21 protein-coding genes are annotated in these 26,952 nt (G+C 33.9%); 8 read left to right on the top strand and 13 right to left on the bottom strand.

The genetic code is table 11. The features are described from left to right. The first annotated feature begins 13 nt into the window (after positions 1–13). The 8 genes from AAGV33_RS10575 to AAGV33_RS10540 all read left to right on the top strand — a co-directional run bounded on the left by AAGV33_RS10575 (position 14) and on the right by AAGV33_RS10540 (position 8,066). Positions 14–991: a M23 family metallopeptidase gene (locus AAGV33_RS10575; protein WP_373391992.1), complete on the top strand. Its 978-nt coding sequence runs from the start codon at positions 14–16 to the stop codon at positions 989–991. Between the two features lie 79 nt (positions 992–1,070). Next, entirely contained in the window at positions 1,071–1,403 is a 333-nt protein-coding gene (locus AAGV33_RS10570; RefSeq protein WP_373391991.1) for a MerR family transcriptional regulator, read from the top strand. Positions 1,404–1,486: 83 nt separating this feature from the next. Continuing rightward, complete coding sequence (locus AAGV33_RS10565) at positions 1,487–2,080, top strand: LemA family protein (protein ID WP_373391990.1); 594 nt, start codon at positions 1,487–1,489, stop codon at positions 2,078–2,080. A 56-nt stretch (positions 2,081–2,136) separates the two neighbouring features. Continuing rightward, positions 2,137–2,574, top strand: a complete 438-nt coding sequence (locus AAGV33_RS10560) for a TPM domain-containing protein (RefSeq protein ID WP_373391989.1) — start codon at positions 2,137–2,139, stop codon at positions 2,572–2,574. A gap of 68 nt (positions 2,575–2,642) precedes the next feature. Beyond that, complete coding sequence (locus AAGV33_RS10555) at positions 2,643–3,449, top strand: TPM domain-containing protein (RefSeq protein ID WP_373392055.1); 807 nt, start codon at positions 2,643–2,645, stop codon at positions 3,447–3,449. A 152-nt stretch (positions 3,450–3,601) separates the two neighbouring features. Further along, on the top strand, positions 3,602–4,015 hold the full coding sequence (locus AAGV33_RS10550; RefSeq protein WP_373391988.1) for an RrF2 family transcriptional regulator: 414 nt from the start codon (positions 3,602–3,604) through the stop codon (positions 4,013–4,015). Positions 4,016–4,270: 255 nt separating this feature from the next. Then, positions 4,271–6,820, top strand: coding sequence for a TonB-dependent receptor (locus tag AAGV33_RS10545; RefSeq protein WP_373391987.1), 2,550 nt, complete (start codon positions 4,271–4,273; stop codon positions 6,818–6,820). 244 nt (positions 6,821–7,064) lie between these two features. Continuing rightward, positions 7,065–8,066: an alpha/beta fold hydrolase gene (locus AAGV33_RS10540; RefSeq protein ID WP_373391986.1), complete on the top strand. Its 1,002-nt coding sequence runs from the start codon at positions 7,065–7,067 to the stop codon at positions 8,064–8,066. A gap of 418 nt (positions 8,067–8,484) precedes the next feature. On the opposite strand, the gene AAGV33_RS10535 is transcribed toward AAGV33_RS10540, so the two are convergent. The 13 genes from AAGV33_RS10535 to der form a co-directional block, all read right to left on the bottom strand. Further along, complete coding sequence (locus tag AAGV33_RS10535) at positions 8,485–9,345, bottom strand: sulfite exporter TauE/SafE family protein (protein WP_373391985.1); 861 nt, start codon at positions 9,343–9,345, stop codon at positions 8,485–8,487. Between the two features lie 370 nt (positions 9,346–9,715). After that, positions 9,716–10,378 (bottom strand): DUF2461 domain-containing protein, encoded by a 663-nt coding sequence (locus AAGV33_RS10530; RefSeq protein ID WP_373391984.1) that lies wholly within the window; start codon positions 10,376–10,378, stop codon positions 9,716–9,718. Positions 10,379–10,519: 141 nt separating this feature from the next. Then, complete coding sequence (locus AAGV33_RS10525; protein ID WP_373391983.1) at positions 10,520–11,281, bottom strand: hypothetical protein; 762 nt, start codon at positions 11,279–11,281, stop codon at positions 10,520–10,522. 194 nt (positions 11,282–11,475) lie between these two features. Further along, positions 11,476–12,471 carry a CBS domain-containing protein gene (locus tag AAGV33_RS10520; RefSeq protein WP_373391982.1) on the bottom strand — a complete coding sequence of 332 codons (996 nt, stop codon included), beginning with the start codon at positions 12,469–12,471 and terminating at the stop codon, positions 11,476–11,478. A 339-nt stretch (positions 12,472–12,810) separates the two neighbouring features. Continuing rightward, positions 12,811–13,473: a hypothetical protein gene (locus tag AAGV33_RS10515; RefSeq protein WP_373391981.1), complete on the bottom strand. Its 663-nt coding sequence runs from the start codon at positions 13,471–13,473 to the stop codon at positions 12,811–12,813. Between the two features lie 31 nt (positions 13,474–13,504). Beyond that, positions 13,505–14,578 carry a formylglycine-generating enzyme family protein gene (locus AAGV33_RS10510; protein WP_373391980.1) on the bottom strand — a complete coding sequence of 358 codons (1,074 nt, stop codon included), beginning with the start codon at positions 14,576–14,578 and terminating at the stop codon, positions 13,505–13,507. A gap of 136 nt (positions 14,579–14,714) precedes the next feature. Next, a complete protein-coding gene (locus AAGV33_RS10505) occupies positions 14,715–16,355 on the bottom strand; it encodes an arylsulfatase (protein ID WP_373391979.1) in 1,641 nt (546 codons plus the stop codon). A 30-nt stretch (positions 16,356–16,385) separates the two neighbouring features. After that, complete coding sequence (locus AAGV33_RS10500) at positions 16,386–17,834, bottom strand: RagB/SusD family nutrient uptake outer membrane protein (protein WP_373391978.1); 1,449 nt, start codon at positions 17,832–17,834, stop codon at positions 16,386–16,388. A gap of 10 nt (positions 17,835–17,844) precedes the next feature. After that, a complete protein-coding gene (locus tag AAGV33_RS10495) occupies positions 17,845–20,892 on the bottom strand; it encodes a SusC/RagA family TonB-linked outer membrane protein (RefSeq protein WP_373391977.1) in 3,048 nt (1,015 codons plus the stop codon). A gap of 742 nt (positions 20,893–21,634) precedes the next feature. Then, entirely contained in the window at positions 21,635–21,871 is a 237-nt protein-coding gene (locus AAGV33_RS10490; protein ID WP_373391976.1) for a hypothetical protein, read from the bottom strand. A gap of 91 nt (positions 21,872–21,962) precedes the next feature. Then, the gene (locus tag AAGV33_RS10485; RefSeq protein WP_373391975.1) at positions 21,963–22,427 is read right to left on the bottom strand and encodes a hypothetical protein; all 465 of its coding nucleotides are present in this window, start codon (positions 22,425–22,427) and stop codon (positions 21,963–21,965) included. A gap of 210 nt (positions 22,428–22,637) precedes the next feature. After that, the gene (locus AAGV33_RS10480; RefSeq protein WP_373391974.1) at positions 22,638–25,226 is read right to left on the bottom strand and encodes a TrlF family AAA-like ATPase; all 2,589 of its coding nucleotides are present in this window, start codon (positions 25,224–25,226) and stop codon (positions 22,638–22,640) included. Between the two features lie 181 nt (positions 25,227–25,407). Further along, on the bottom strand, positions 25,408–26,718 hold the full coding sequence (gene der, locus AAGV33_RS10475) for a ribosome biogenesis GTPase Der (protein WP_373391973.1): 1,311 nt from the start codon (positions 26,716–26,718) through the stop codon (positions 25,408–25,410). Positions 26,719–26,952: the final 234 nt, after the last annotated feature.

Here is a 26,952-nt window from a genome sequence, read left to right as displayed (position 1 = left end):
GGTATTTTAAAATATGGCGAAAGTAAAATATTATTACGATTCTGAAAATCTGGCATATCGAAAAATTAAAGTCAAAAAAAGAAAAAAATTTGGCTTTGCCGCCTTATTTTTATTGGCTTCAGCCTTATTTGGTTTTATCTGTTTTGTAATTTTATTGAACACTCCTTATTTTGACACACCAAAAGATCGTCTGTTGCTTCGGGAAATTGAAAATTTAAAACTGAATTATGCCGTATTAAATAAAAAAATGGATCAGGTAGATCATGTTGTTGAAGCCATTGAAGAACGAGACAATAATTTGTACCGCACCTACTTTAATACTGCTGCTATTCCTGAAGAAGAAAGAAAATCAGGTTTTAAAGATGCCAACCGATACAAATTATTAGAAGGTTATGACAACAGTAAACTAGTTTTAGAAACCACTAAAAGAGTTGATGTTTTGACAAAAGAGCTGGCTATTCAATCTGAATCATTAGATTATATTTTAAAATTAGCCAAGGAAAAAAATAAATTATTAGCTGCCATTCCTGCCATACAACCTGTCAGAAATGAAAATTTAAAAAGAATGGCATCGGGTTTTGGTTACCGTACTGACCCTTTTACTAAAGTAAGAAAAATGCATGAAGGCATGGATTTTACGGCAAAAACTGGAACTCCCGTTTTTGCAACTGGAGATGGTGTGGTAACACAGGCTGACAATCGGGCTTCTGGTTTTGGAAATCATATTGTGATTAGGCATGGTTATGGATACGAAACTTTGTATGCCCATTTGAGCAAATACAATTGCAGAGCGGGACAGCGTATTAAACGTGGAGACATTATAGGATATGTGGGAAGTACAGGACGATCGGAAGCACCGCATTTACATTATGAAGTTCATAAAGATGGCCGAGTGGTAAATCCGCTTAATTTTTATTACGGTAATATTTCGGCTGTGGAATATGTTGCTATTTCAAAACTGGCCAATCAGGAGAATCAGTCATTGGATTAACGATTTTTGATTGTTAATTGCTGATTTTAAAATTAAAATATTGGATTTTGGAATTTATTAATTTGGAATTTAAAAAAATATGCAAATAGATTTACAACCTGGCAAAAGATACTACAGTATCGGCGAAGTGGCGAAAGCCTTTGACGTCAATGCTTCGTTAATTCGTTTTTGGGACAGTGAATTTGATATTCTTAAACCAAAAAAGAATGCCAAAGGCAACAGAATGTTTACTCCGGAAGACATTAAAAACCTCCAACTCATTTTCCATTTGGTCAAGGAAAGAGGATTTACGCTGGAAGGAGCAAAAACTCATTTGAAAGAAGGGCAAAAGAAAACACTGGATAAGTTTGAAATCATTAGCAAACTGGAAGCCATCAAAGTACAACTGACAAATATTAAAAATGAACTTTAGTCAATTTCAATAGCAAAGTTCAATTACAATATCAATTTTAAAATAAATTAAAAACAATAAATAAACTTTAAATTAAACAAAACATGGATTTTAAAAAATTTTTACCTTGGATTATTTTAGCTGTTATCGTTATTGGAGGTTATAGCTGGGTTAAAGGAATTAATAACACTGCAGTGACTTTGAGTCAAGATGTAGAACAATCTTGGGGAAATGTCCAAACGGCTTATCAAAGACGTAATGACTTAATTGGAAACTTAGTAAACACTGTTAAAGGAGCTGCTGATTTCGAAAAAAGTACTTTGACTGCTGTAATTGAAGCTCGTGCCAAAGCGACTCAAACTACTGTTGATCCGTCTAATATTACTCCAGAACAATTGGCTGCGTTTAATTCTGCTCAAAGTGGTGTAAGCAGCTCTTTGTCTCGTTTATTAGTTACTGTAGAAAGATACCCTGATTTAAAAGCCAATCAAAATTTCTTGAAATTACAAGACGAATTAGCGAGTACAGAAAACCAGATTTTAACTGCCAGAACTCGTTTTAACGAAGCAGTAAAACCGTACAACACGCATATCAAAACATTCCCAAACACTTTATTTGCAGGAATTTTTGGTTTCCAAGAAAAAGCGTATTTCAACGCAGTTGAAGGTGCTGATAAACCTGTAGAAGTACAATTCTAATCCTCCCCAACCCCTCCAAAAGAGGGATTTTTAAAAGGAATTAAAAAATAAAACAAATGTCAAAAGTAGAAGATTTTTTAACCCAAGAGGAAGAACAAGAAATTGTTGAAGCTATTCGAATAGCCGAAAAAAAGACTTCTGGTGAAATTAGAGTCCATATTGAAAGAACAACTTCTCTGGATGCCTATGATCGTGCGATGGAAGTTTTCCACGAATTAAAAATGGATGAAACCCAATTACAAAACGGCGTATTAATCTACCTGGCAGTTGACGATCATAATTTTGTGATTTGTGGAGACAAAGGAATCAACGATGTTGTTGAAGACGATTTTTGGAACTGTACTCGAGATGCTATGGTGGCTCAATTCAAACAAAACCAATTCAAGCAAGGACTTGTTGACGGAATTTTTAGAGCTGGAGAACAGCTTAAAAAATATTTTCCTTGGCAGGAAGGCGACAGCAACGAATTGTCTAACGAAATATCAAAAGGATAATGCATAAAGCAGTAAGCAGTAAGCAGAAAACAAAAAATACGCGACAGAAGGTAGAAGGCAGTAATCAGATGGCTAAAACGGCATGGAATCTATTTTTATGTTTCGTTTTATTGCTCAACAGCAGTTTTCTATTTGCACAATTTACAATCCCTGAAAAACCCAGTTTACAAACCTCGGTTTATGATTATGCGAATCTTTTTAATGCGAATGAAAAAAAGCAATTAGAAGAAAAACTGGTTCGCTATTCAGATACTACTACAACACAAATTGTGGTTATTACGGTAGAAAGTTTAAAAGGCGAAGACGTCAGTTTACTAGCAACCAACTGGGGACAAACTTGGGGAGTGGGTGGAACTGAAAAAGATGACAATGGTGTCATTATTCTTATTTCTAAAAACGATAGAAAAATTGCCATTAATCCCGGTTACGGATTGGAAGACCGACTGACAGCTGGAATTGGCGGAGAAATTATTAGAAACATTATCCTTCCAGAATTCAAAGCCGGTAGTTATTATAAAGGAGTTAATAAAGGAACTGATGCTTTATTTGACGTTTTTAAAGGCAAATACAAAGGAACTCGAAAAGCTAAAAAAGAACAAGATTTTCCTACTCTGCCTTTTGTAATCATCGTTGTTTTTATTGTTATTTTAATTTCCAGAAACAAAGGCGGGGGTAATGGCGGAAATTCTGGAAATCGTGGCGGTGGTGGTCCAAGTTTATTAGATGTAATTATCCTGAGTAATCTGGGTCGCAATAGTGGCGGTTTTGGAGGAGGCTTTGGCGGTGGTTCTTCTGGTGGCGGATTTGGCGGCGGCTTCAGTGGTGGCTTTGGCGGCGGAGGTTTCTCTGGCGGTGGGTCTAGCGGAAGTTGGTAAAATCCATTTTTACTTCATAAAACATATTAAAAAACAAATAACCCATTTGCTATAACGAATGGGTTATTTGTTTTTTTAAAAATACTTGACTCCTCTATAAAATTATTTATCTTTATCCCTAATTTTAGCTATAATACACCAACTAACTCTATATGCTTTCACACAAAACTAAATATGCTCTTAAAGCCCTACTCTATTTAGCTGAGCAAGATGCCAATCATATCTCTAAAACAATAGATATTGCGGAAACTGCTAATATTCCTAAAAAGTTTTTAGAGCAAATTTTATTGGATTTAAAACGCGGGCATTTAGTAGGAAGTAAGCAAGGGAAATTTGGTGGTTATTACCTGCTGAAATCTGGAAACGAAATTACTTTAGCCGATATTCATCGCTTATTTGATGGTGCTATTGCATTATTACCTTGTGCTTCACTCAATTTTTATGAGCGCTGTTCAGACTGCGTTAGTGAAGCGGAATGCTCACTACGACACGGTTTAATAGCTATTAGAGAAGAAACTTTAAAAGCCATGCAAGGCATCACTATCGCTTCATTAATTAAAAAATAAAAAAATATTTTTATAATTCTACTAATTTTATAGAATTAATTATATATTTGCATCGAAATTCAAAATTTTATCTAAAACAAAAATTGAAACGCATGAAAACGTATCGAACAACATTGATTTTTTCGGAGGATCATTCGAAAGGAAATAAAACTAAAATTAGAAATACTACAAATGTGGTAATGATGTGTATGTGCTAGTAAAAAAATTTAATTTTAAATTCGACTAATTACATATAACATACATACAAAATAAACAATGAAGACACTTTATACAAAATCAATTATAACATTAGCATTTTTACTTACTTATTCTATTTCTCAAGCACAAAATATAGTAACAGGAAATGTAAAAAACAGTCAAAACCAAGCCTTAGCTGGTGCTAATATTTTATTAAAAGGAACAAAACACAATACTACTACAGACGCTAATGGAGACTTTTCTATTGATGTACAAGAAAAACTTTCATTTTCTCTTCTAATACAATATGTGGGCTACAAAACGCAAGAAATAGCTATTAATGAACCAACAACAGATTCATTACACATCCAACTTATCGAAGAAAATGAATTAGTTGAAGTGGTAATTTCTTCTAGAAGAAGAATTGAAAAAGCACAAAACGTTCCTATTCCCATTTCGGTGGTGAGTGGAAAACAAGCCGAACAAGCAGGTGCTTTTAACGTAAACCGAATTAAAGAACTAATTCCATCAGTACAGTTGTATTCTTCTAATCCTAGAAACACAGGAATTAACATTCGTAGTTTGGGTTCTCCTTTTGGACTTACTAATGATGGAATCGATCCTGGTGTTGGTTTCTATGTTGACGGAGTGTACTATGCACGTCCAGCGGCAACTACATTAGATTTTATTGACGTAAGCCAAATCGAAGTTTTACGTGGCCCACAAGGAACATTATTTGGAAAAAACACCACTGCAGGAGCTTTTAATATTACAACTCGCAAACCAAGTTTTACTCCAGGTGCTGATTTTGAAGTTAGCTATGGTAATTACGCTTTCTTACAAGCCAAAGCCTCAATTACAGGAGCGTTGAGCAAAAAAATTGCAGGACGTATTTCCTTTTCAGGTACTCAACGTGATGGTTTAATTGATAATGTAGCAACAGGAAGAGCAACTAACACCTTGAACAATCAAGGAATTAGAGGACAATTGCTGTATGTTCCTTCAGAGAATACCCATATTACATTAGCAGCAGACATCACCACACAACGCCCAGATGGATATGCTCAGGTTATTGCTGGAGTTGCACCAACTCAAAGAGCCCCTTACCGTCAATTTGATGCCATCATTGCTGATTTGAATTACCAACTTCCGAGCTTGAATGCCTTTGACCGTAAAATTGATCATGATACTCCATGGCGTTCAGGACAAGATTTAGGAGGAGCGTCGCTTAATATTGATACTAAAATTGGATCAGGAACACTGACCTCAACCACAGCTTGGCGTTTTTGGAACTGGGATCCGTCAAATGATAGAGATTTTACAGGATTACAAGTGTTGGCAAAATCACAAAATCCATCGAGACAAACTCAGTTTACTCAGGAATTGCGTTATGCGGGACAAATCTCACCTAAATTAAGTGGTGTTGGAGGTATATTTTTTATTGACCAAACATCAACAACCAATGGTACCGAAGAATCTGGAAGTGCACAATGGCGATTTTCTCAAAGTACCACCAGTACTAATTGGCAAACTCCTGGTCTTTTTGAAGGCTATGGAATACGAACCAACGCTAGTATTCATGCTATTAGCGCGGCTGTATTTGGTCAATTGGATTGGGAAATAACAGAACGTTTGCATCTTTTACCTGGTATTCGATACAATTATGACAAAAAAGACGCCGATTACGATCGTAAAACTTATGGAGGATTAGAAACCAATGATCCTGATCTTATTGCTTTAAAAAGACTAGTTTACACCGACCAGAATTTCGCAAAAGACACTGATGCTACAGACTTTTCAGGAAACATAACCCTATCTTATAAAGCAGCTGACAAAATTAATGCCTATGCCACTTATGCTAAAAGTTATAAACCTGTGGGTGTAAACGTAGCTGGACTCCCTACCGTTAATGGTCAACCTGCTCTTGATCTTGCAGTAATTAAACCTGAAAAAGTAAATCATTATGAAGCGGGTGTAAAAACATCGCCTTTTAACAATGCTATATTGAACGTAACATTCTTTAATACCGATATTACTGATTATCAAACTAACGTTCAGGCGGCTGAATTAGGGGTAAACCGTGGTTATCTTGCCAATGCGGATAAAGTACGTGTAAGAGGTGCTGAACTGGATGCTAGTTTTGTAATCAACGAACACTTTACCATCAACGGAGCGTCAACTTATACTGATGGAAAGTATATTAAATTTACCAATGCGCCACTGCCGTTAGAAGAAACCGGATCAGCCGTATCCTTCAAAGATGTTTCTGGAAGCCAATTGCCAGGGGTTTCAAAATGGGCAGGAAGTTTAGGTGGCGAATACACTAAATCAGCAAAATTCTTTGGGAATTTAGGTAAATTTTTCATAGGAATTGATTCTTATGCTCGTTCTGAATTCTCATCTAGTCCATCTGCTTCCAAATATTTAGTAGTTGACGGTTATGCACTTTTTAATGGTCGTTTTGGATTTAGAGCCTCCGAAGGATTGTCTATCAATTTCTGGGCACGTAATATTTTAGACAAAGATTATTACGAACAATTATTGCCTGCTGGTGGAAATGCAGGACATTATGCAGGAGTATTGGGAGACCAAAGAACCTATGGAATTACTTTGAAATATACTTTGTAAACCCGTTGGATGAAATAATCAAAAACGTCAGTTCGAGTATTTTTGTGCAATGAAATGAAGCAAAAAATGTATCGAGAACCGTTTTAAATTGTAAGTTTTCTTGTTCTCGATACGATTCTACCAGAAAGTGAATCACTACCATTGACATTATTATTAAAAGAGAAAAATTAGACCTCTAATTGACTAAAATTTAGAATCATAAAAGAATTTTGATCAATGAGATAATCTTAAAAAATTGTACACAATGAGAAATATTAAAAGGATCGCTATATTCGATTTTGATTTAGAAAATGGGAAACAAAAACCCTATCTACATTTATATTACGAAACATTTGGTTTACCACTTGGAACGGCACCTGTAATAGTTGTCAATCACTCTCTTACCAGTAATTCATCTGTGGCAGGTGAAAAAGGTTGGTGGAAAGAAATTGTTGGAGATGACAAAGCCATAGATACCAATTTGTTTACAATTATAGCTTTTAATGTACCTGGAAATGGCTATGGCGATCCCGAAGCCAATCTAATTGACAATTATCGTGACTTCAGCATTCGAGATGTGGCACGTATATTCTGGGAAGCTTTATTCTTCCTGGATGTTAATGAAATTTACGCTGTAATTGGTGTAAGTTTAGGTGGAACAGTTGCCTGGGAAATGGCCGCTTTACAACCAGACAAAATTGAAAATCTGGTTCCTATAGCAACCGACTGGAAAGCGACAGACTGGATAATTGCTAATGTTTTGATTCAGGATCAAATACTTAACAATTCTAAAAATCCTATTGCAGATGCCCGAATGCATGCTACCTTACTGTATCACAGTCCTACATATATCAGTCAGTTGTACGAAAGAGAAGAAACAGATGAAGCTTTTTCGTTTAAAATTGAAGAGTGGCTTGTGGACAAAGGAAGCCAACTCCAAAGCAGGTATCAACTGGCCGCTTACAAGTTTATGAATCATTTGCTAAAAACAAATGACGTGACACGCAACCGAAATGACATTACTGTAATAGCCCGCAGAATTGAATCGAATATTCATTTGGTTACCATTGACACTGATTATTTATTTACAACCGAAGAATGCGACAAAACCTATCAAAAAATAAGAAGCGTCAAACAAAATGTGTTTTACCACCCAATTCAATCGGAATACGGACACGACGCTTTTTTAATGGATTTTGATCAATTGTCCAGTATTTTAAGACCCATTTTAAATAATCAACTAAAACAAAATTATGTCAACTTATAGAATATAACATCGCCCTTTTTGGTATCCGAACCAAATGTTTCTAACATTAGTCAACTCAAAGCAGACGAACATCTAATTGAACTTTACACACTAAATAACGGCAGTACCCCTATTACAATTCAAGAAACCGCATTTGGAAAACAAAATACAGCAAAAAGAGTATCCTTAATGATATTTTAAGAATTGCCGAAAGAAAAAAAACAGCAGTATATAGTTATAAATGCTAATGTCATAAAAACAAATTGCCCAATCCCAAGATTGAACTCTTAAGATTGGGCAATTTCTATTTTGCTCCTTGACAAATGCAATTTAATATAAAAACAATATACAGAAAAAGATATAACTTACAGAAACATTACTTTATTCTGCTAAAAAACAATACTTTTTTATTTATCAAAAACTATTTACTCTTAGAAACTTAGAAAATAATTTTTGAAAGTGTATAAATTGAAGTTAGTATAATTAAAATCCCAACAGTTATCATCATGGTTTTAGTAGGCAATTTTTTTGCAATGTACGCCCCAAAAGGAGCTGCCAATGTACCTCCAACTATAAGCCCTAAAATAATTTGCCAACTTTGGATACCAGTAAAATAAATAAGAATACCGGCACTGAAATACGTGACAAAAAATTCGGCTGTGTTTACCGTTCCTATTACTGTACTAGGTGTATTTCCTTCTTTTATTAAATTAGAAGTTACAATAGGCCCCCAACCTCCTCCTCCGATTGCATCCAAGAAACCTCCAAAAAGCGCATAAATTGGTGCATTTTTCAAATTGGTTTTTACAGCAAGCTGTTTCTTTAAAGCTTTAAAAATAATAATTACCCCCAAAAAAAGTAAATAAAGACTAACGTAAGGTTTTATAAATTCTCCATCAATGACAGAACCCAATAAATATGCCCCAACAGAAGCACTCAAAACTCCTGGAATGATTAACTTTAAAAACAATGCCTTATTAAAATTACCAAACTTGATATGGGACAGCCCTGACACTCCCGTAGTAAACACTTCGGCCGTATGTACTGCCGCAGAAGCTAATTTTGGAGAAAGTCCAAAGCCTAACAAAACAGAATTTGAAGTAACACCATAGGCCATTCCTAAAGCTCCATCAACTATCTGAGCCAAAAAACCTGCCAGCAAAAACCATAAAAATGTTTGGTCGAATGTTAAATCTTCCGCCGAAGCTTCAGGCAGATACTTAATAAGTACAACTGAAATTAACAAAAGTTTTAATGCTACAATTACAACTGAAATATGTTTTAATTTAATTTTTTCCATTTTAATATGTGTTTTTTTTATTGAATATGATAGAAACAATACAGCCTTGAATTCCCAATTTCCGCTACATGATATCGTAATTGGAAATTGTTTTTTTTTAATATATACTATTTCTACCGTTTTAGTATTATTTAAACGCAAAGATAGAAACTTTATAAACTCTACCAAATAAGTAGATGTTTATTTTTTAAATAAAGTATTTGAAGTTTTTTAGAGAAACTAAAAAAGCCCAAGGATTAAACCCTGGGCTCTTGAAAATTTATTGTTTGTTATCGTTTGCGGGCGCGGTTTACACTGTCAGTTTGTCTATCGCTCGTGTGCAAAACCGAGCGATCAGCTGACTGTTACATTGCTTTATTATCGCTTCCTTTTAGAATAAAGGTTCTCCATTTAAATCCGTAGTAAGTAATTCACTCATATAATCGAAAAAAGGTCTCATTGCTACAAATGTTGCAATCACTTCTTTCTGAAAATCATCCGATAAAACTTCCTGGTCTGTAAATTTTCTCTTCACTACAAATTGTTTTTTCTTAATCAGATTAATTGCAGGATGATTTTTATCGAAGCCTTTTGGAGCAGTTTTTACTCCATCTTCTCCTTCAAGCTCACCGAAATATTTTACGAAAGTATTGTCGGAAGTAATTTTTTCGATTGCTGTTGTATCCATTTCGAATTCTTTACGGATACGAAGTAAATCTGCACTATTGGGAGCCCAAAATCCTCCACCCACAAAACTGTTATTTGGCTCTAAATGAATATAATAACCACCTCTTAACATGGGTTTTGTACGGGAATATCCAGCTCCAAAATTAGTTTTATACGGAGATTTATCTTTAGAAAAACGAACATCTTTGTAAATTCTAAAAATATGGATACCTTGTAAACTATCCTGCTTTTGAAGTTCGGAATAAATGTGTTCGAAAAAAATTTTATTTTCTTTCACAATCAAATCGTATTCCGGTTTGTGCGTAGCAAACCATTCCCGATTGTTATTTTCTTCTATCTGTTTAAGAAATTCAAATCCTCTTTTCATAATACGATACAGCTCAAAAGTTCGAATATTTTTCTCATTTGTTTCAAATCTTAATTGTTTTTTATCATAGAATGCGCTATCCGTTTCAAGATATTTACTGCATATCCGAGCGGTCGGGGTTTTCAAATAAACTAGCAATAATTAATGTTTTTTACCACAATTACAAGGTTCAATTAAATTCGGCTCATAAAAATTGATTAAGGATTTAGCAGCTTCAATGGTTGAAATATAGTCAAAATCCAATGTATCAATATACAGTTTTTCATAGTAGTTTACATTATGATCTATATCAGATTTAGCATGTGTAATATCATTCCGTAGTTCAACCAGCTTTTTTATTTCTACGTATTCTTTTCTACTCATAAAATTTCTACTCATTACTTGATTAAGAGGATGTTTTAATTTTTCTTCAAGACTTAAATGACGTAATATTTCATATTTATTCATTTTCTTCTTTTTCCATCTCGGGTTATCAATTATGAGTTCTTTTGGAATTTTGGAATTTACAAATGCTTCAATTGAATTGGATAATGAACTTACAAAGCTCGTTACTACGCTATAAAAACCAAACATCAGATTTTGAACTTCACCGATTTCATATATGGGTTTCTTTATTTCTGAAAAAAGGTTTGCCCGGAATTCTTCGATAGAACTTAAAAAACCTTGAGCATTTGAAAAATAAATTACAACTGGATTTGGCTCAGGTATTGGAATAGGAGTTCCATTTATTATGTACGTGAAGCATTGAATAAATTTTTTATCATCTGTAATCACATGTGCAACTTTTTCTTTAGGAATAGAAAGTCCAGTAGTTGGAAACTTTGGTAATTGTTTAAGAGCAAATTCATATGCATCGTCTGTCATTTGATATTCACTAACGAATTTACGTTTAATGTGCTTCATAATTTTGGAGTTATCTTTATGTATTGTATTTGGTTTCATCTACATCTTCAATAAAATGGCTTATAACGTTCTGGCACTACGGGTTTGGGACTAAATTAAGCCCATTCTTAGGATTTGCCAAATCATCCCAAATACAAAACCTTTTCCATTAAGCCTAAAATCCTAATCTGGACAAAGGGCTGTTAGCTGTTGTTTTATTTACTTGTTAAGAATTCTTCTAAAAACTCTGAGGATTTTCTTAATATCTCTAATTCAATTTTCGATATTTTATCTGGATGAAAATGCATAACACCATTTCTAATAATTCTAATCTTATGAAGGTTTTTTATGAAATTGATTTTATCAAAAGGTAAACTTAATAATTGCCATATTTCTTGATTTTCAAGTATCATGAGATACTCACCAAATGTCATATCACTAATTGAATTAACTGACCTTCCATCGTCTATAGTTATTAATTTTTGAATATCTTCAAGAATTATTTTATCATCTAATAATAATCGTATATAATTTTCAATTTGTTCAAGTAAAATAAAAGGCTCTATTTGTTCAATAAACTCTTCGTTTAAATCTGATGGAGTGACAGGTCCTTTAATTTTTTTTTCTTTGTCTCTAACAAAAACAACTCCTGTTTTTATAACTTCTTTGATTGCATCAAAAAGAGGGGTATTTTCTTCTAAAACAGTAAATTTATCAGACATAAAATCTTTAACACAGTCAGATTTTTTTTCGGTTATTAAACCTTTTGCTATTGTTTGCCAAGTAATAATGCCTAATACAGTTCTATCATCATTCATTATTGGTAATTGTGTAAAATCATTTTGCCATAAAAGTAAATATGCTTCATCAATTTTCGCATCTCTTTTAACGGAAACTGGAGTTTTAACTGATGCTTCTAAAATTGACAATCTATTAATTGGATCAAACTCATCAGTTGAATCATCTCCTTTTTTAATTTTTACTTTATCTTTTTCTTTTAATTCAATAGTATCATAAATCCATCCACTTTGGTAGCTTGGAACTACAATCATTTTTTCTTTGTGTAAATAATCGTTTATTCTCCAAACGTTTCCACTTGTTCTTTTTTCATAAAATTCAAATAACCATAAAAAATCTTTTTTTGTCATTTCTCGCCCGATTCCACAGGCTTTTATTTCTTGAACTAAATCTATAAATTCTTGTCTTGGCATATTTTATTTTTTACATTTTCTTTGGTAAAATAACAGCTAACTAGTTTGTATATTCTATAAAATGACTCATATCTACTCAAATGATGGTGACTTTGTGTCATTACAATAGCAATTACATTCCGAAAATAAACATAATATTTTTCCTAAAACCAGAAATCCTACAAACAACAAATAAACTCGTTTATTGGTAAGAATTACCACAAAAAAAGCCCAAGAAATAAATCTTGGGCTTTTGTTTTTTATTTTTTTCCGGATTTTAATTTCCAGAGGTTTCTATAAACGCATCCACATCCTGTGGGTATTGTAAAACTTAAAAAATATTTCAGCTAATTTAGCCTATCAACTCTTAAATCGTATTATCTTCAAATTTGCAAATTTCCCTCCTGAATTATCCCCTACAAAGAGACCAATTTTACCATCAGAAAAAGAACTCCATAGCTTTACTTTCAGAACTGGATTAGGATTTTTTTCGACAAAAACTGTTACTTCTGTAGCACTAATTTCAATTCGCGCATGAAACCATCCATTAGGATCCGGAGCATTAGGAATCACTTTTTCAAATTCAGCATTTCTTTCTTTCCTCAATTTCTCCCAAGTGAATTTGGGATGAGCAATATATTGCACCGCATGAATTCGTCTTACAGAATCCTGGGCATAAAAATTAAACGGTCTAAAATAAACCGCTTCATATATCGAATCATTTTGACCGTGAAACGCAATACCCAGAAAACTTTTCTGAAAAACATCCTGTCCCTTAAGATCAATTTCGATACTTCCTTTTGAGAAATTTTGGTTTTGAAGCCAGACAATCCCTTCCCCTTGCCGTTCGTTTAGTTCCAGTCCTTGGTATTTTTCATCATTCAAAGGGCTAGCAATTCTATTTGCAATATGAAGTCTGTTCTTATTAATTTCAGTATGCAAGTTTATTTTCTTCACCTTCTGTGCTGAACTCGTTTCGATTGTAAGTAAAAGCACAAAAAACAACAATATCTTTTTTCCCATAATGTTATATTTTTTTTTTAAATCACAAAAATTATTGAGCATCCTTCACACAACGAAAACCCAAATGGTTACAAGCACTTGTTGTTTCTCCTTTACCTCTGCTTCCTGCCACATAACGAATGCAATATTCATCACTGCACAAATAAGAACCGCCTCTTTGCATATGTTTTTCTACTCCAGGTTCTTCGGGATCATGACTTTCTAAAGGGCCTTGTGGATTAGCTTGAGCACTGTTTTTATAATAATCAACATGGTATAAATCGCTACACCATTCCCATACATTGCCTTCTAAATCATAGATTCCATAAGGATTTTTTGGAAAAGATTGTACTGGAGCTGCCCCTGTAAAACCATCTTCGGCAGTATTGTTATTGGGGAAAGTGCCCTGAAAAATATTAGCCTGCCATTTTCCATTGGGTTTCAATTCTTCTCCCCAGTAATATTTAGTAGGCTCACGTCCTGCACGAGCAGCAAACTCCCATTCGGCTTCCGTTGGTAAACGTTTGCCTGCCCATTTTGCATAAGCCTGAGCATCCGGATAACTGATTTGTACCACAGGATTATTTTCGAGTCCCACAATAGTACTTTCAGGTCCTGATGGATGTTTCCAGTTAGCCCCGGGCACATATTTCCACCATTGTTGTATATTTCCTAACGAAACTTTATCCTTAGGAGGAGAAAATACCGCTGAACCAGGAACTAAATTCTCAAGTGGAACTCCCGGATAATCAGCTGGATTTAAAGATCTTTCGGCAATGGTAATATAATTAGTTGCTTTTACAAATGCTTCAAATTGTGCATTGGTAACTTCGTGTTGATCCATCCAGAATCCTTTTACACTTACAGTATGAACGGGCTGTGCATCGGGATAATCATTAGTTCCCATATTGAATTCACCTCCTGCCACCCAAACCATTCCATCAGTGGATTTATTTTTATTTTCATTAGAATTATTGGCAACAGCTTGTAACAACAAGGCTTTCTTAGAAGTATTTGACTTGCACATTGCTTCGCAGCTTGTTACAGCAACTGATTTACTTTGCTGGGCTAAACTGGAATAAAAACTACTTAAAATAATACCTATTATTAAACGATATATTTTCATGACATTATTATTTTCGATACAATTTAAAAATCAATACCGCAAAAGGGACAACCGAAGCAGCCCCTTTTTACTAACTAACACTAACAAACCATAACATGCATTATACCAATTCAAAAAACAGAATTGGCTATTGAAATTATTTTTTTGCAGCTGCACCTGGAATCAATTCGTTTCCTGGTCTTATTTTGCTGTATTCTACCACACCTGTTGTATTAGCCCATTCAAAATATTTAGCTGAAAGATCATTTACAATTGCTGCATTTTGTTGGGCTACATTTGTTGTTTCTCCTCTATCGGCTTCTAAATCATACAATTCCCATTGGTAAGACGGATAGATAGAAACCAACTTCCATTTTCCTTCTCTAACGGCTCGGTTTCCTGCTCTTTCCCAGAATATTGGAGCACCACGATTTACTTCGGAAGCACCGTCAAATAATACAGGTAATAAACTTTTTCCTGGCAACGGATTTGATGTTACACCATTCAGTTTTGTTGGATATGGAATTCCTGCCAATTCGTAAAAAGTAGGAGCTAAATCAATAAGATGTCCTGTTCCTTTGTCAATACGACCCGCCTTAATTTTTGACGGATACCAGGCAATAAAAGGAGAACTAAACCCGCCTTCGTGCATATTGTTTTTATAATCCTGTAATGGGGTATTAGACAAATAAGCCCAGTTTTGTTCCTGATAATCAAATGATCCTGAAGTACCAACTGGCCCGTCATTTTTAACCAAACCTCTTTTTAGAGGATTATAGGTATTGAAACCACCTTGTGCACCATTGTCAGAAATAAAAACAATCAGCGTATTTTTATCTTTTTTCAAAGCCTTTAATTTCTCTAATACTTTCCCCACATTTTGATCCATGTTGTCTACCATGGCTGCATACACTTCCATTTTAGCTTTCCAGAATTGTTTTTCGTCATACGTTAACTTATTCCATTCTGGCACTTCGGGATCTCTTGGAGCAATGGTTTGGTTTGCTAACAGAATCCCATTTTCTTTTAGTTTCTGAATTCTTTTCTCTCTTAAAACATCCCAGCCTTCGTCAAATTTCCCTTTGTATTTAGCAATATCAACTGCTTTTGCCTGTAGTGGCCAGTGAGGCGCTGTAAAAGCTAAGTACAAAAAGAAAGGTTTATTTTCTTTGTTTTGTTCGTCCAAAAACTGCACCGCATTGTTCCCTATTTCATCTGTAAAATAATAGGAATCTGCTTTTGGATGCAGCTCTTCATTATTGCGGATTAAAGCCACTGGATAAGGAGATTTTCCAAAAGGCAATCCATCCGTATTAAAATAATTAGCCGCTCCTTTTAAGATTCCGTAAAACTTATCAAACCCTCTTTGATTGGGCCATTGGGCTTTATCTTCAGAACCCACGTGCCATTTTCCCGACATCAAAGTACTATAACCTCCTGAACGAAATACTTCTCCTAATGTTAAAGATTCTTTGTTCAAATAACCCTGATACGCTGGTAATCCTAAATTGACATCAAAATATCCCACTCCTGCTTTGTGCTGGTATTGCCCTGTTAAAAGTGAAGCTCTTGTTGGTGCACAAATGGAATTATTATAAAATTCGCGCAATCGTGTTCCTTCTTTAGCTAATTTATCCAAGTTGGGTGTTTTAATTTCTGAACCGTAATTTCCTAAGTCAGAATATCCCATGTCATCCACCATAATCAGGATGACGTTTGGTTTTGAAGTTGTGGTTTGTGCCTGACTAAATAAGCCAAATGCCAATAAAATATTTAGGGTAATAAAAGTTTTTTTCATTTTATTTGAATTTTAATAGTTATCTAATTATCATTTCCAGTCTGGGTTTTGTTCTAAATTTCGATTCAAGTCCAATTCACGCTGAGGGATTGGAAAGTGAATGTGTTTGGGTTGTGCATTGGTTTTTCCTGCTGCCTTTAATTTGGTTACAAAATAATCCGAACCTCTTCGAGCCAAATCAAACCAACGCTGGTATTCAAAAACCAATTCTTTTCTTCTTTCTTCAAAAATGGCTTCTCTAAAATCGTCTTTACTTAATGCTGGTGCAATTTCTGAAAGCAACGGAATCCCTGCTCTTTCCCTTACACGATCAATGGCTTCATAAGCTGCTGTTGATGGTGCATTTTGATATTCATTTGCTGCTTCGGCATAAATTAACAATACTTCTGCAAATCGAATAATCGGTGTGTTTTTTGAAGACTGTCCTGGCGAAGCTGGTGTTGTGGAATCAAAATATTTATTAAAATGCGGGATGGTTGTATAGGTTTTCCCATCCGTTGGGCTTACAAATTCAACAGCAAAAGTGATATACTTACGGTCATCATTTTCTGCAAAAGACTCAAAAAGTCCACCAGCTGTATGCAAAGCATCCGCATGATCTCCTGCTATTCCCGGAACGGAAGTTGGAGCAGATGATGATGCCAACATATTTCCATTCCAGTTAGAAAGTCCTTTAAATTGGGCTGAGTAAATGTGTTCTTTACCATTTTTAGTCGCTACATTAAATACATCAGCATAATTTTCGAACAAATCATACAGCCCACTATCAATTACTTCTTTACTTTTTTCCGCTGCCAGTTGCCATTTCTTTTGTGTCAAATACACTTTAGATAAAATACTTTTAGCAGCACCAGCTGTTGGTCTTCCATTAATTTGTTGTTGTACTGGTAATGCCTGGGCATCCAGTAAATCCCTTTCAATTTGGGCATACACTTCTGCTTCTGGTGTATTGGTTACATTCAAAGCTTCCGCTGTTAAACTCTTGGTTTCATGCAAAACCAATGGTACATTACCAAACCATCTTACCAAATTGAAATACAACACTGCTCTTAAAAACTTAGCTTCGTTAACTAAATCTTGATCTTTTTGAGAATTTAGATTTGGATTGTTCGAAATATTATCAATTGCAACATTTGCTCTGTTGATTCCATCATAGCTTTGACGCCAAAGTTCTAGCATACGGTCATTTGAGGCATCATGCGTTAGATTCGATAGGGCTCTAACATGCGCATTCCTGGCACGTGGTCCTGCTTCATAATCATCCGTAGCCATTTCTGTAGAAATCTGGATTAAACGATTGTACAAAGTATGCGTCCCACTGTTCATTGCATTATGAATGGCAATTACAGCCGCCTCTGCATCGTCTGTTGTTTTATAAAAATTGTTTGCTGCAATAAATGCTTTTGGATCTTCGTCCAAAGAATTACAAGCACTGATTGTAAAAAGAATCAGTAAACTTAATATGCTTATTTTTTTCATGATGTTTCTTTTAGAATGTTACACTTAAACCAGCCGAAATGCCTTTAGAGGCTGGATAAATTCCCGTATCTGTTCCCGGAGAAATAGAACTTCCGTTAGTTACTTCCGGATCAAATCCGCTGTAGTTTGTAAAAGTGATTAAATTCTCTCCTACCAACCTCAGCTTTACAGCAGTCAATTTGAATTTCTCTATTACTGTTTTAGGTAAATTATAACTCAATGTGATGTTTTTGAATCGAACAAACGAACCGTCTTCCACAAATCGGTCTGAGAATACTGGTGCCGGATCCAACTTAGCACGAGGTGTAGTTGTACTTGGATTTGTTGGTGTCCAGGCATCTAAAGCCGATGTTGAAGCATTTTGCTGTCCGTTAAACAATTCTAAAGCTTGTGAATTTCCGTTCAGGATATCATTTCCAACAGACCCTTGTATTATAACTCCCAATTCAAAATTGCGATAGGTAAAGTTATTTGTGAATCCAAATGTGAAATCAGGCTGTGCGTTACCAATAGTAGTTCTATCAGCAGCAGTAGTAAATACGCCATCACCATTGATGTCTTTGTATAGACGATCCCCAGCTTTTGGAGCAGCATTTCCCGTAAAAACGCCTTTGGTTGCTACATCAGCCGTTTGCAAAATTCCATCCGTTACTGCTCCATAAAATGAACCTAACGGATCTCCTACTTTCAAGATGTAATTTCCAAAAGTGTAAAACTCAGCATCACTTCCTAAAGCCAAAACTTTATTTTTATTGAAGGCAATATTGAAATTAGAAGTCCAAGATAAATCGCCGTTGCTTAAAGAGGTATTAATTCCTAACTCAATTCCCTGATTTTGTACTGAACCAAAGTTTTGCAAAGAAGAAGTAAATCCGCTAGTGTATGGAATTTGAACATCTAACAATAAATTCTTAGTCGTTTTGCGGTAAGCGTCAAGGGTAAGAAACACTTTATTATTAAAGATTCCTAAATCGATTCCTGCATCAAACTGGTTGGTTAATTCCCATCCTAAATCGTCATTTGCAATTCTTGTTGGTGTAAACCCAGTGTAAATTTGGTCACCAAAAAGATATTTCACACTACTCAATGTAGACAATGATTGATATTCTCCTATTTCCTGATTTCCTGTTGATCCGTAACTTGTTCTAAATTTCAAGCTGCTTATTGTATTAGACAACAAACTAAAAAAGTTTTCTTTATCAATTTGCCAAGCTGCTGCTACAGAAGGGAAATAGCCCCATTTATTATTTTTTCCAAAACGGGAAGAACCATCGGCTCTAATACTTGCTGTAAAATAATATTTAGAATCATAATTATAATTCAACCTTGACAAATACGAATTCAATGCCCATTTACTTTCTCCCGAAGTAGGAATCAATGCCAGATTACCGCTTTGTAAACTATGGTCTGAAGTAATATCATTTACAAATTGTTGTGATCCTGTTGTAACAAAATCTCTAGTAGAACTTTGTTGTGTATAACCAGCCAAAACATTCAAACTGTGTACCTCTGAAAACACTTTCGTATAGGTTAAGGTATTTTCATTCAACCATGTTTTGTTGGTACTGTTTCCAATTTTGGCCTCACCATTGGTAATCAAACCCTCATAGATGGTAGAAGGAATATAAGTACTTTCTTTGTTTCCAATAAGATCCGTTCCAAAAGAAACTTTTAAAACTAAGTTTTCTAACACATCATATTCGCCAAAAACAGTTCCTAAAACTCTTGTATTAACCGCTCTGTTTTTACGTTCGTTTAACGTAGCAATTGGGTTTGAAAATATATTTTCGAAAGGGTTTCTTAAGGTATAACTACCATCACTTTCATAAATTGTAGCTGTAGGAGGCATACTTAATAAAGCTGTTACCAATCCTGATGGCGCTACTTTAGATTTAGTTTCTGCTATAGAAAGGTTTACTCCAAATCTTGATTTATCGCTTAATTTTGAATCCAAATTAATTCGACCACTCAAACGTTCAAAACCCGTATTTTTTATAATTCCTTCCTGATTGAAATAGTTTCCAGAAATAGCATATTTTGTTTGATTGTTTCCTCCTGAAATACTCAATTGATGATTTTGAGTTTGTGCAGTTCTAAAAGCGGCATCCTGCCAATCCACACCTTTTCCTAATTGAGCTATTTGTGCCTCAGATAAATATTGATTTGTCCCTGCTGCCGGATTGGTATCAAACAAAGCTGCATTTCTAAGTCTTGAAAAACCAGCAGCATCTAATACTGAGACTTTTTTACGAACTTCATTTTGTCCTATGGAATAATCATAATTTACAGCCATGATATTCGATTTTCCTTTTTTAGTAGTAACAATCACTACTCCATTTGCTCCTCTGGAACCATAAATAGCAGTTGAAGAAGCATCTTTTAAAACAGTAATCGATTCAATATCTGCTGGATTAATTGCCGAAAGTGGATTTGTAGAAGTTCCGCTTAAAACTCCTGAAGTCACATCCGAATTATAAATTGGGAAACCATCAATAACATAAAGTGGCTCGTTCCCTCCTTGTATCGAGCTTCCTCCACGAACTCTAATACTCAATCCTGCTCCAGGCTGACCCGATGTTTGCGTGACATTTACCCCCGCAACTGATCCTTGAAGAGCACTTTCTAAACTCCGCTGAGTAGATCGCAATGCCTGTTTAGAAACAGTTTCGGCTGCTCCGGTGTAATCTTTTTTCGAAGTAGTTCCATAACCAATTACTACTACTTCATTTAGTTCTTTTACATCTTCTTTAAGTGCAATTTGTATGAATTTATCATTTACAATTTGTTCTTTGGTAACATAACCTACCGAACTAATTACTAATGTATAGGGAAAACTTTGACCAGTTTGAAAACTAAATTTCCCGTCAAGATCAGTAATTACACTATGGGTAATTCCTTTAATTTGAATAGTAACACCCGGAATAGGCTGCTTTGTTATTTGATCTATAATTACACCATCAAGGGTTGAATTTATTGTAGGTTTTGTGCTTTGTGCATTAATTCCCAGTGAAATTAGAAAAACACTTAGCCATGAAAGTATATTTAATTTTTTTTTCATTACTTTGTTTTGGTTTAAATAATAAGGATCCCTGAAGGCTGAGTAATCAACTTTCAATTTCCTTTTAGAGATGAACAATTCTTTTTTAAACTTGCCATTTCTGTTGCCGCAGAAATGGCTTTTTTTATTTACAGCACATTCGTTTTTTCATTTTGTTTTATTTGATTATTACTTCATTTTTATCCATAACAATTCAATCCTAAAAATTCAGGATAACCATCTTATCAATATTTTAGAGATTGTAAATTGAAGCTATTAGCAGCAACAACACATCAGACAGAGAAGATTGTCTAATTGTACTGATTCTTGCATATTCAAAAATGAGATGTTTTTGATAGTCTTCATTTTTTTAGTATTTAAAATTATATTTTATATTCTACTAATTTGATAGAACAAAAGTATATTTAAAAAAGGGATTCACAAAAAAAATATAAACTTTTTTTTAAATAAAAAACAAAACAACTGATTACAAGAACGTTACACAAATAAAAACAATTTCTATTCAATCAAAAAGAAATGTATTTTATGATTATATAACCCTTTTACGCAAAAAAAAGCAGCAACAAACTTTACGCTTGCTACTGCTTCTTTTTAAATTTTATAAACGAATTAGTTTCTATTCTTTAAGCTACCAATCGACAGGAACTGCTTTTTTAATCGTAAATTAGACCAAATTAAAATCCCTTTACGAGCTGTAATACAACAGCGTGTAAAGGGATTTTAATTATGCTCTATTTCACAATTATTGCCAACTTTCAATAATTTCCTGCACCTCAGTTTGGCTATAAATTTTTCCTGTCTTTATGTCCTCTTCTGATTCATTAATAATTTCATGTTGCTCTTGTTTTAATTTTGATGTACTCCTATCTTTAAGCAATTTTACTTGTGCTCTTGCTTCTTCTAAGGTAACTGGCGACTGCTTGGATAGCATCTCCATGCCTAACTTGGCCCTTTCCTGAAATGATATTTTGTAGTTCATGTTTCATGAAATTTTAATAATACAAAGATAAAGATTTTATTGGTATGAATGGCTTGCTCTGATTTGTGGGCAACAGTTTACTTTTTTGCAATTACCAATCTGAATTAACTCCTTTTTTAATCGTAAATAGTTCTTCAAAATGAGGATTGAGTAGTTCTGTCACATTATAACCCAATATTGATTTTCTGATTTCTCCATTATTTTTCAGAAAATGACTCTCAATAGCGTATTCCTGAATCGCCTCCTTCTTACGAATTGCTCGGTCATAAAACCGAATATTAAATACTGAAACACGGTATTTTCCTTCCTTAGTTTCAATTCTAAAATCTGCTGTTAACTCCTCTAGTTTTCTGTCGGCAAAATTAGTTTTACTGATGTAACCAGTGGAATCACTAACAAAATCCAAACGCAGATTATTTTTTAATGCCGAAAAAGGACTTGCATCTTCATAGACCAATCTCCACACTATTAAGTTGTCTTCAACTACAAAATTCTTATTTTGGGAAAATCCTATTGCATTTAGGAACAATACAACTATTATTACAATTCTTTTCATTTACTTGGGTTTTAAAGGTTACTCACGTTTAAAATCCAAACCAAGAATCAGACCAAAATCAACTGTGTTTTCCTATAAAATGAAAAAAATCCCGATTGCTCGGAATTTTTGTTTCTTATTTTTCTTCGTGTGCACAGATTGCATCCCGAAACTTCGGGACTACGCTATCCGTTGAACGAGATATTTTGTTATATCCGAGCGATTGGGCTTTTAATGTATGCTATATCTCAGCTCTCTTTTTTTAAACGCTTCAAATCCGCCTTCTAAAATTTCACATACGTGCTCCCTTATCCCTTGCGAATGCAAAGTTTCTTTTATTTTTTCATCTTTCTTTTTTGTCATTTCTAAACTACCTTGGATATAGTCAAATTTAAAATCTCCTTTATTTGGTGAATTTACACCGTGTTGGTTTGATACGATTACTAATTCACTGTCTGCACCAACGGCAATATTTGGATTGTGAGTAACTATAATAATTTGTCGTTCTTTTTTCTTTCTTTTAATGTATGTCACCAATTCGTTATAAATAGCTCTATTATCTAAGTCGTCTTCTGGTTGATCTATAAGAATAGGACAGTCCTTATTACTAAAGTCTAATAATAACATTAATACAACAAATGCTTTTTTACCTTCTGACATTTGCTTAAAAATGTCTTCATAAATTATATCATAAGTGATTTTAAATAAGTTTGTTGATAAAATTTTCTGAGCAACAGAAGCTGTGGAAAATCCACCTTTTAATGTTACTTCATTGTTGAGCAATAATTCAAAAAGTTCAAATACCGCACTAAAAAAATCTTCGTAAGATTTAATTGGTTTGTTTACTATTTCTTGTCCTTTGTGACTTTGTTGATTAATACTTGATTGTAAAATTTCACGATACTTATTAAGACTTAATGTTGGTTTAGCTTTAATTTCAAGTTTATCTGATTTCAAACTAAGTTTCTCTTTTATTGAAACAATTCTGTTGTAATACTCACGAAAGTCATTTTTTACAGTATCTTTAATTTGACTATATTGTTCAATGAGAGCCTTTTCTTGTGTTTTGAAAGTTCCAATTTCGAATAATTTATTAGTCTGAATTTTCAGTTTTTCTTCAATCTCTTTGTATTGTTCATTATTGTTAAAAACGCTAACTCCTTTTGCGTAAATAGGATTTTCAATAATTTGATTGTTAAATAAATTTAATTGCAGAATTTGTTGTTGTAATTCTAAAACCAAACCATCAATATTTGCAGACCAAGCAGTTTGAAATTGTGTTTTCAAATTTTTATAAATGTCAGATAATGCTGTTTTTGTGGGATCTATTAAATTAACAAAATCAAATTCTAAATTATCATTAGTAATACTTTGACCTTTAAGGCTATTTAGTTTTAGAATTTGATTTTCCGTAATAGTTATTTTGTTGAAATTTTCATTGTATTGCTGAATTAAAGAATTGTAAATTTTTATTTCATCTTCCGAAATTTGAATTTTACTTCTTAATTCTTCTAGAATTACTGTCAATTTTGCTTTTTCGCTATTAATACCATCTTCATCACCAAGGTCTTTTATACTTAGTTTTAATTTGTGGAAATCACTTAAAGTCTGGAATAATTTATTTATTTTTCCAACAATTTCAGTGTTATTGTTTTTACTAAAGTTGTGGTAATTGTCAATTTCATTTTTTTTCTCTTCGTCTTGAATAATAATTTCCTCAATTAAATTATCTAGGTCATTATTTGTATTTTTAGCTAGACGATGCATATAACTTTGAGGAAAATATTCAATGTTCCTCTCATTATTTTCAATACCGTCTTTCCAAGTTACTTTTAGATTTGAAACTATTTGAGATACATAGTTTGAGTAGTCTTCATTTTCAAATTTTACTTCTTTATCGCTATTTAGTTTTTTTGCAATCGAACCGAGTAATATCGATTTTCCAGTAGAACGACCTCCAATAATTGTATTTAAATTTTGGTTAAGCTGGATTTTAATTGGAGAGAAATCGGTATGAGTAATGGTAATATTGTCTATTGCTTGATAACCAGCTTTTTCTTGAGGTTTATTTGCTTGAATACGCACTCTTTCCTTAGGCTCATATATAACTTGTTGTAATCCTTCAAATGTTTTATCAGCCTTAATCCAACAATTTTCTTTTAAACTATATTTTCTGATGTTATGATTATCAGATGCAATAATCATTGGAATATGCTTTTTAATTGCAGGAAATACAATTTCTAAATATCCTTTTTTATCTTCGATTTTACCTAATTCGTAGAAGTCAACAAGTTTTGCAATATCTATTTTTTGAGCAATTGAATGGGATAGTGAATTTGTAATATTTTCAACGGAATTTGTTTTGCTTCCTGCGTGAATTGTCACAATACCACCCAACTCTTTAATTAATTCAATAGTGTCTTTAAGAACACAATAAACTTCATTAATTTTTTTGCTTTCACTTTTAATTCCAAAAAGTGCTGTTTTGTTTTCCAATTGTCCCCAAATAGTTTCTAAATTCGATTCTTCTGAAAAAATTCCAATATAATGTATAGGTTCTCTATCTCTCAATTCTGCAAGAAATTCAATTCCTGGCAAAACGGTTATGCCTTTTTCTTTTCCAAGTTCTTGAAGTTCTTTAATTCTATCAACGTCAATTATGTGATGGTCAGTCACAGCAACAACTGATATATTGTTTTCAAATAATCCGTCAATTATATCTTGGTTCGTTACACTTCCGTCTTGATAGTCATAAGAAGAAGGAGTATGAAAATGTAAGTCCCATTTTCTCCATTCTGAGCCTCTGTAAATTTCATTCATAGTTTTGGATTTTTTTTCAAACCTAATCATAATAATTTTCTTAACAATAGAAATCTACAAATAACTAATAAATCCGATAAACGACAACAAATACTACAAAAAAAGCCCAAGAAATCTAATCTTGAGCTTTTACTTGCTGTTCTAACAAAAAAACCACCCCGATATGGAGTGGTTTTCAATATTATTTCTCTCTAATATAAATGTCTATTGGAACACCTGATAAATCCCAGTTTTCTCTAATTTTATTTTCAAGGTAACGTTTGTATGGTTCTTTAACATACTGTGGCAAGTTGGCAAAAAACACAAACTGAGGCGTTGGCGATGGCAACTGCATGCAATATTTAATTTTCACATATTTCCCTTTAGTCGCTGGTGGCGGATACGCTTCAATTACTTTCAACATGTATTCGTTGAATTTTGAAGTTGGAATACGTTGTTGTCTGCTTTCATACACTTTTACCGTAGCTTCCAGTGCTTTCAACAAACGTTGTTTTGTTAAAGCGGAAACAAACAAAATAGGCACATCCGTAAATGGCATTAATTCTTGTTTGATTTTTTCTTCGTAATCACGGGTTGACATGGTATCTTTCTCCACCAAATCCCATTTGTTTACTAAAATCACCACTCCTTTTCGGTTTTTTTCAGCCAGCCAAAAAATACTTTGGTCTTGTCCTTCAAATCCACGGGTCGCATCAATAACCAAGATACAAATATCAGCATGCTCAATAGCACGTACCGAACGCATTACCGAGTAAAATTCTAAATCTTCCTTAACCTTCGCTTTACGGCGAATTCCCGCTGTATCGACCAAGTTAAATTCGAAACCAAAACGGTCAAATTTAGTATCAATAGCATCACGAGTGGTTCCTGCAATATCAGTAACCATAAAACGATCTTTACCAATAAGTGCGTTAATGAAACTAGATTTCCCAGCATTTGGACGTCCTACTACTGCAAAACGGGGCAATACCACTTCTTCCTGAACAGGTTCTGGTTTTTCAGGGAAAGATTTAATTAAAGCATCCAATAAATCTCCTGTTCCACTTCCTGAAATACTGGCAAATGTGTAATATTCACCTAAACCCAGGTTGTAAAATTCAATGGCATCTTTTTCACGCATGGCGTTATCCACCTTATTTACTGCTAATAAAACAGGCTTAGTCACTTTACGCAACAATTTTGCTACCGTTTCATCCATTGGAGTAATTCCTTCTTCTACATCAACCACAAAAATAATAACATCGGCCTCGTCGATAGCCAATTCCACTTGCTTGCGAATTTCACCTTCAAATACGTCATCCGATCCGCGAATATATCCACCGGTATCAATTACAGAAAACTCTTTTCCGTTCCACTCGCTTTTTCCGTAGTTTCTATCTCGGGTAACTCCCGAAACCGAATCTACAATAGCTTCTCTTCTTTGTATCAGCCTATTAAAAAGGGTTGATTTCCCTACATTAGGTCTTCCTACTATCGCAACAATGTTATTCATTTTATCTAATTTAGATGTCAGATTTTAGATTTTAGATTCCGTTTTGATGAAATCGCATTCATTTATAAATCTAAAATACTGTATTTTAATTTTTTGCAAAGGTAGTTAAAAAAGTGGCTAAGCCGCTAAGTTTCTAAGTACCTAAGCTTTTTATGTTTTTTTAGAGCTAATCCTGCTATGCGTTTCAATCTTTTCCTGGCAAAAAAGCCAGAAAAAGGATTTCCACTGCTATCA

It is taken from the genome of Flavobacterium magnesitis, from assembly GCF_041729735.1.
Lineage (GTDB): Bacteria > Bacteroidota > Bacteroidia > Flavobacteriales > Flavobacteriaceae > Flavobacterium > Flavobacterium magnesitis.
Note: the sequence above shows the minus strand (reverse complement) of the source record. Positions and strands in the feature narration are given on the sequence as shown.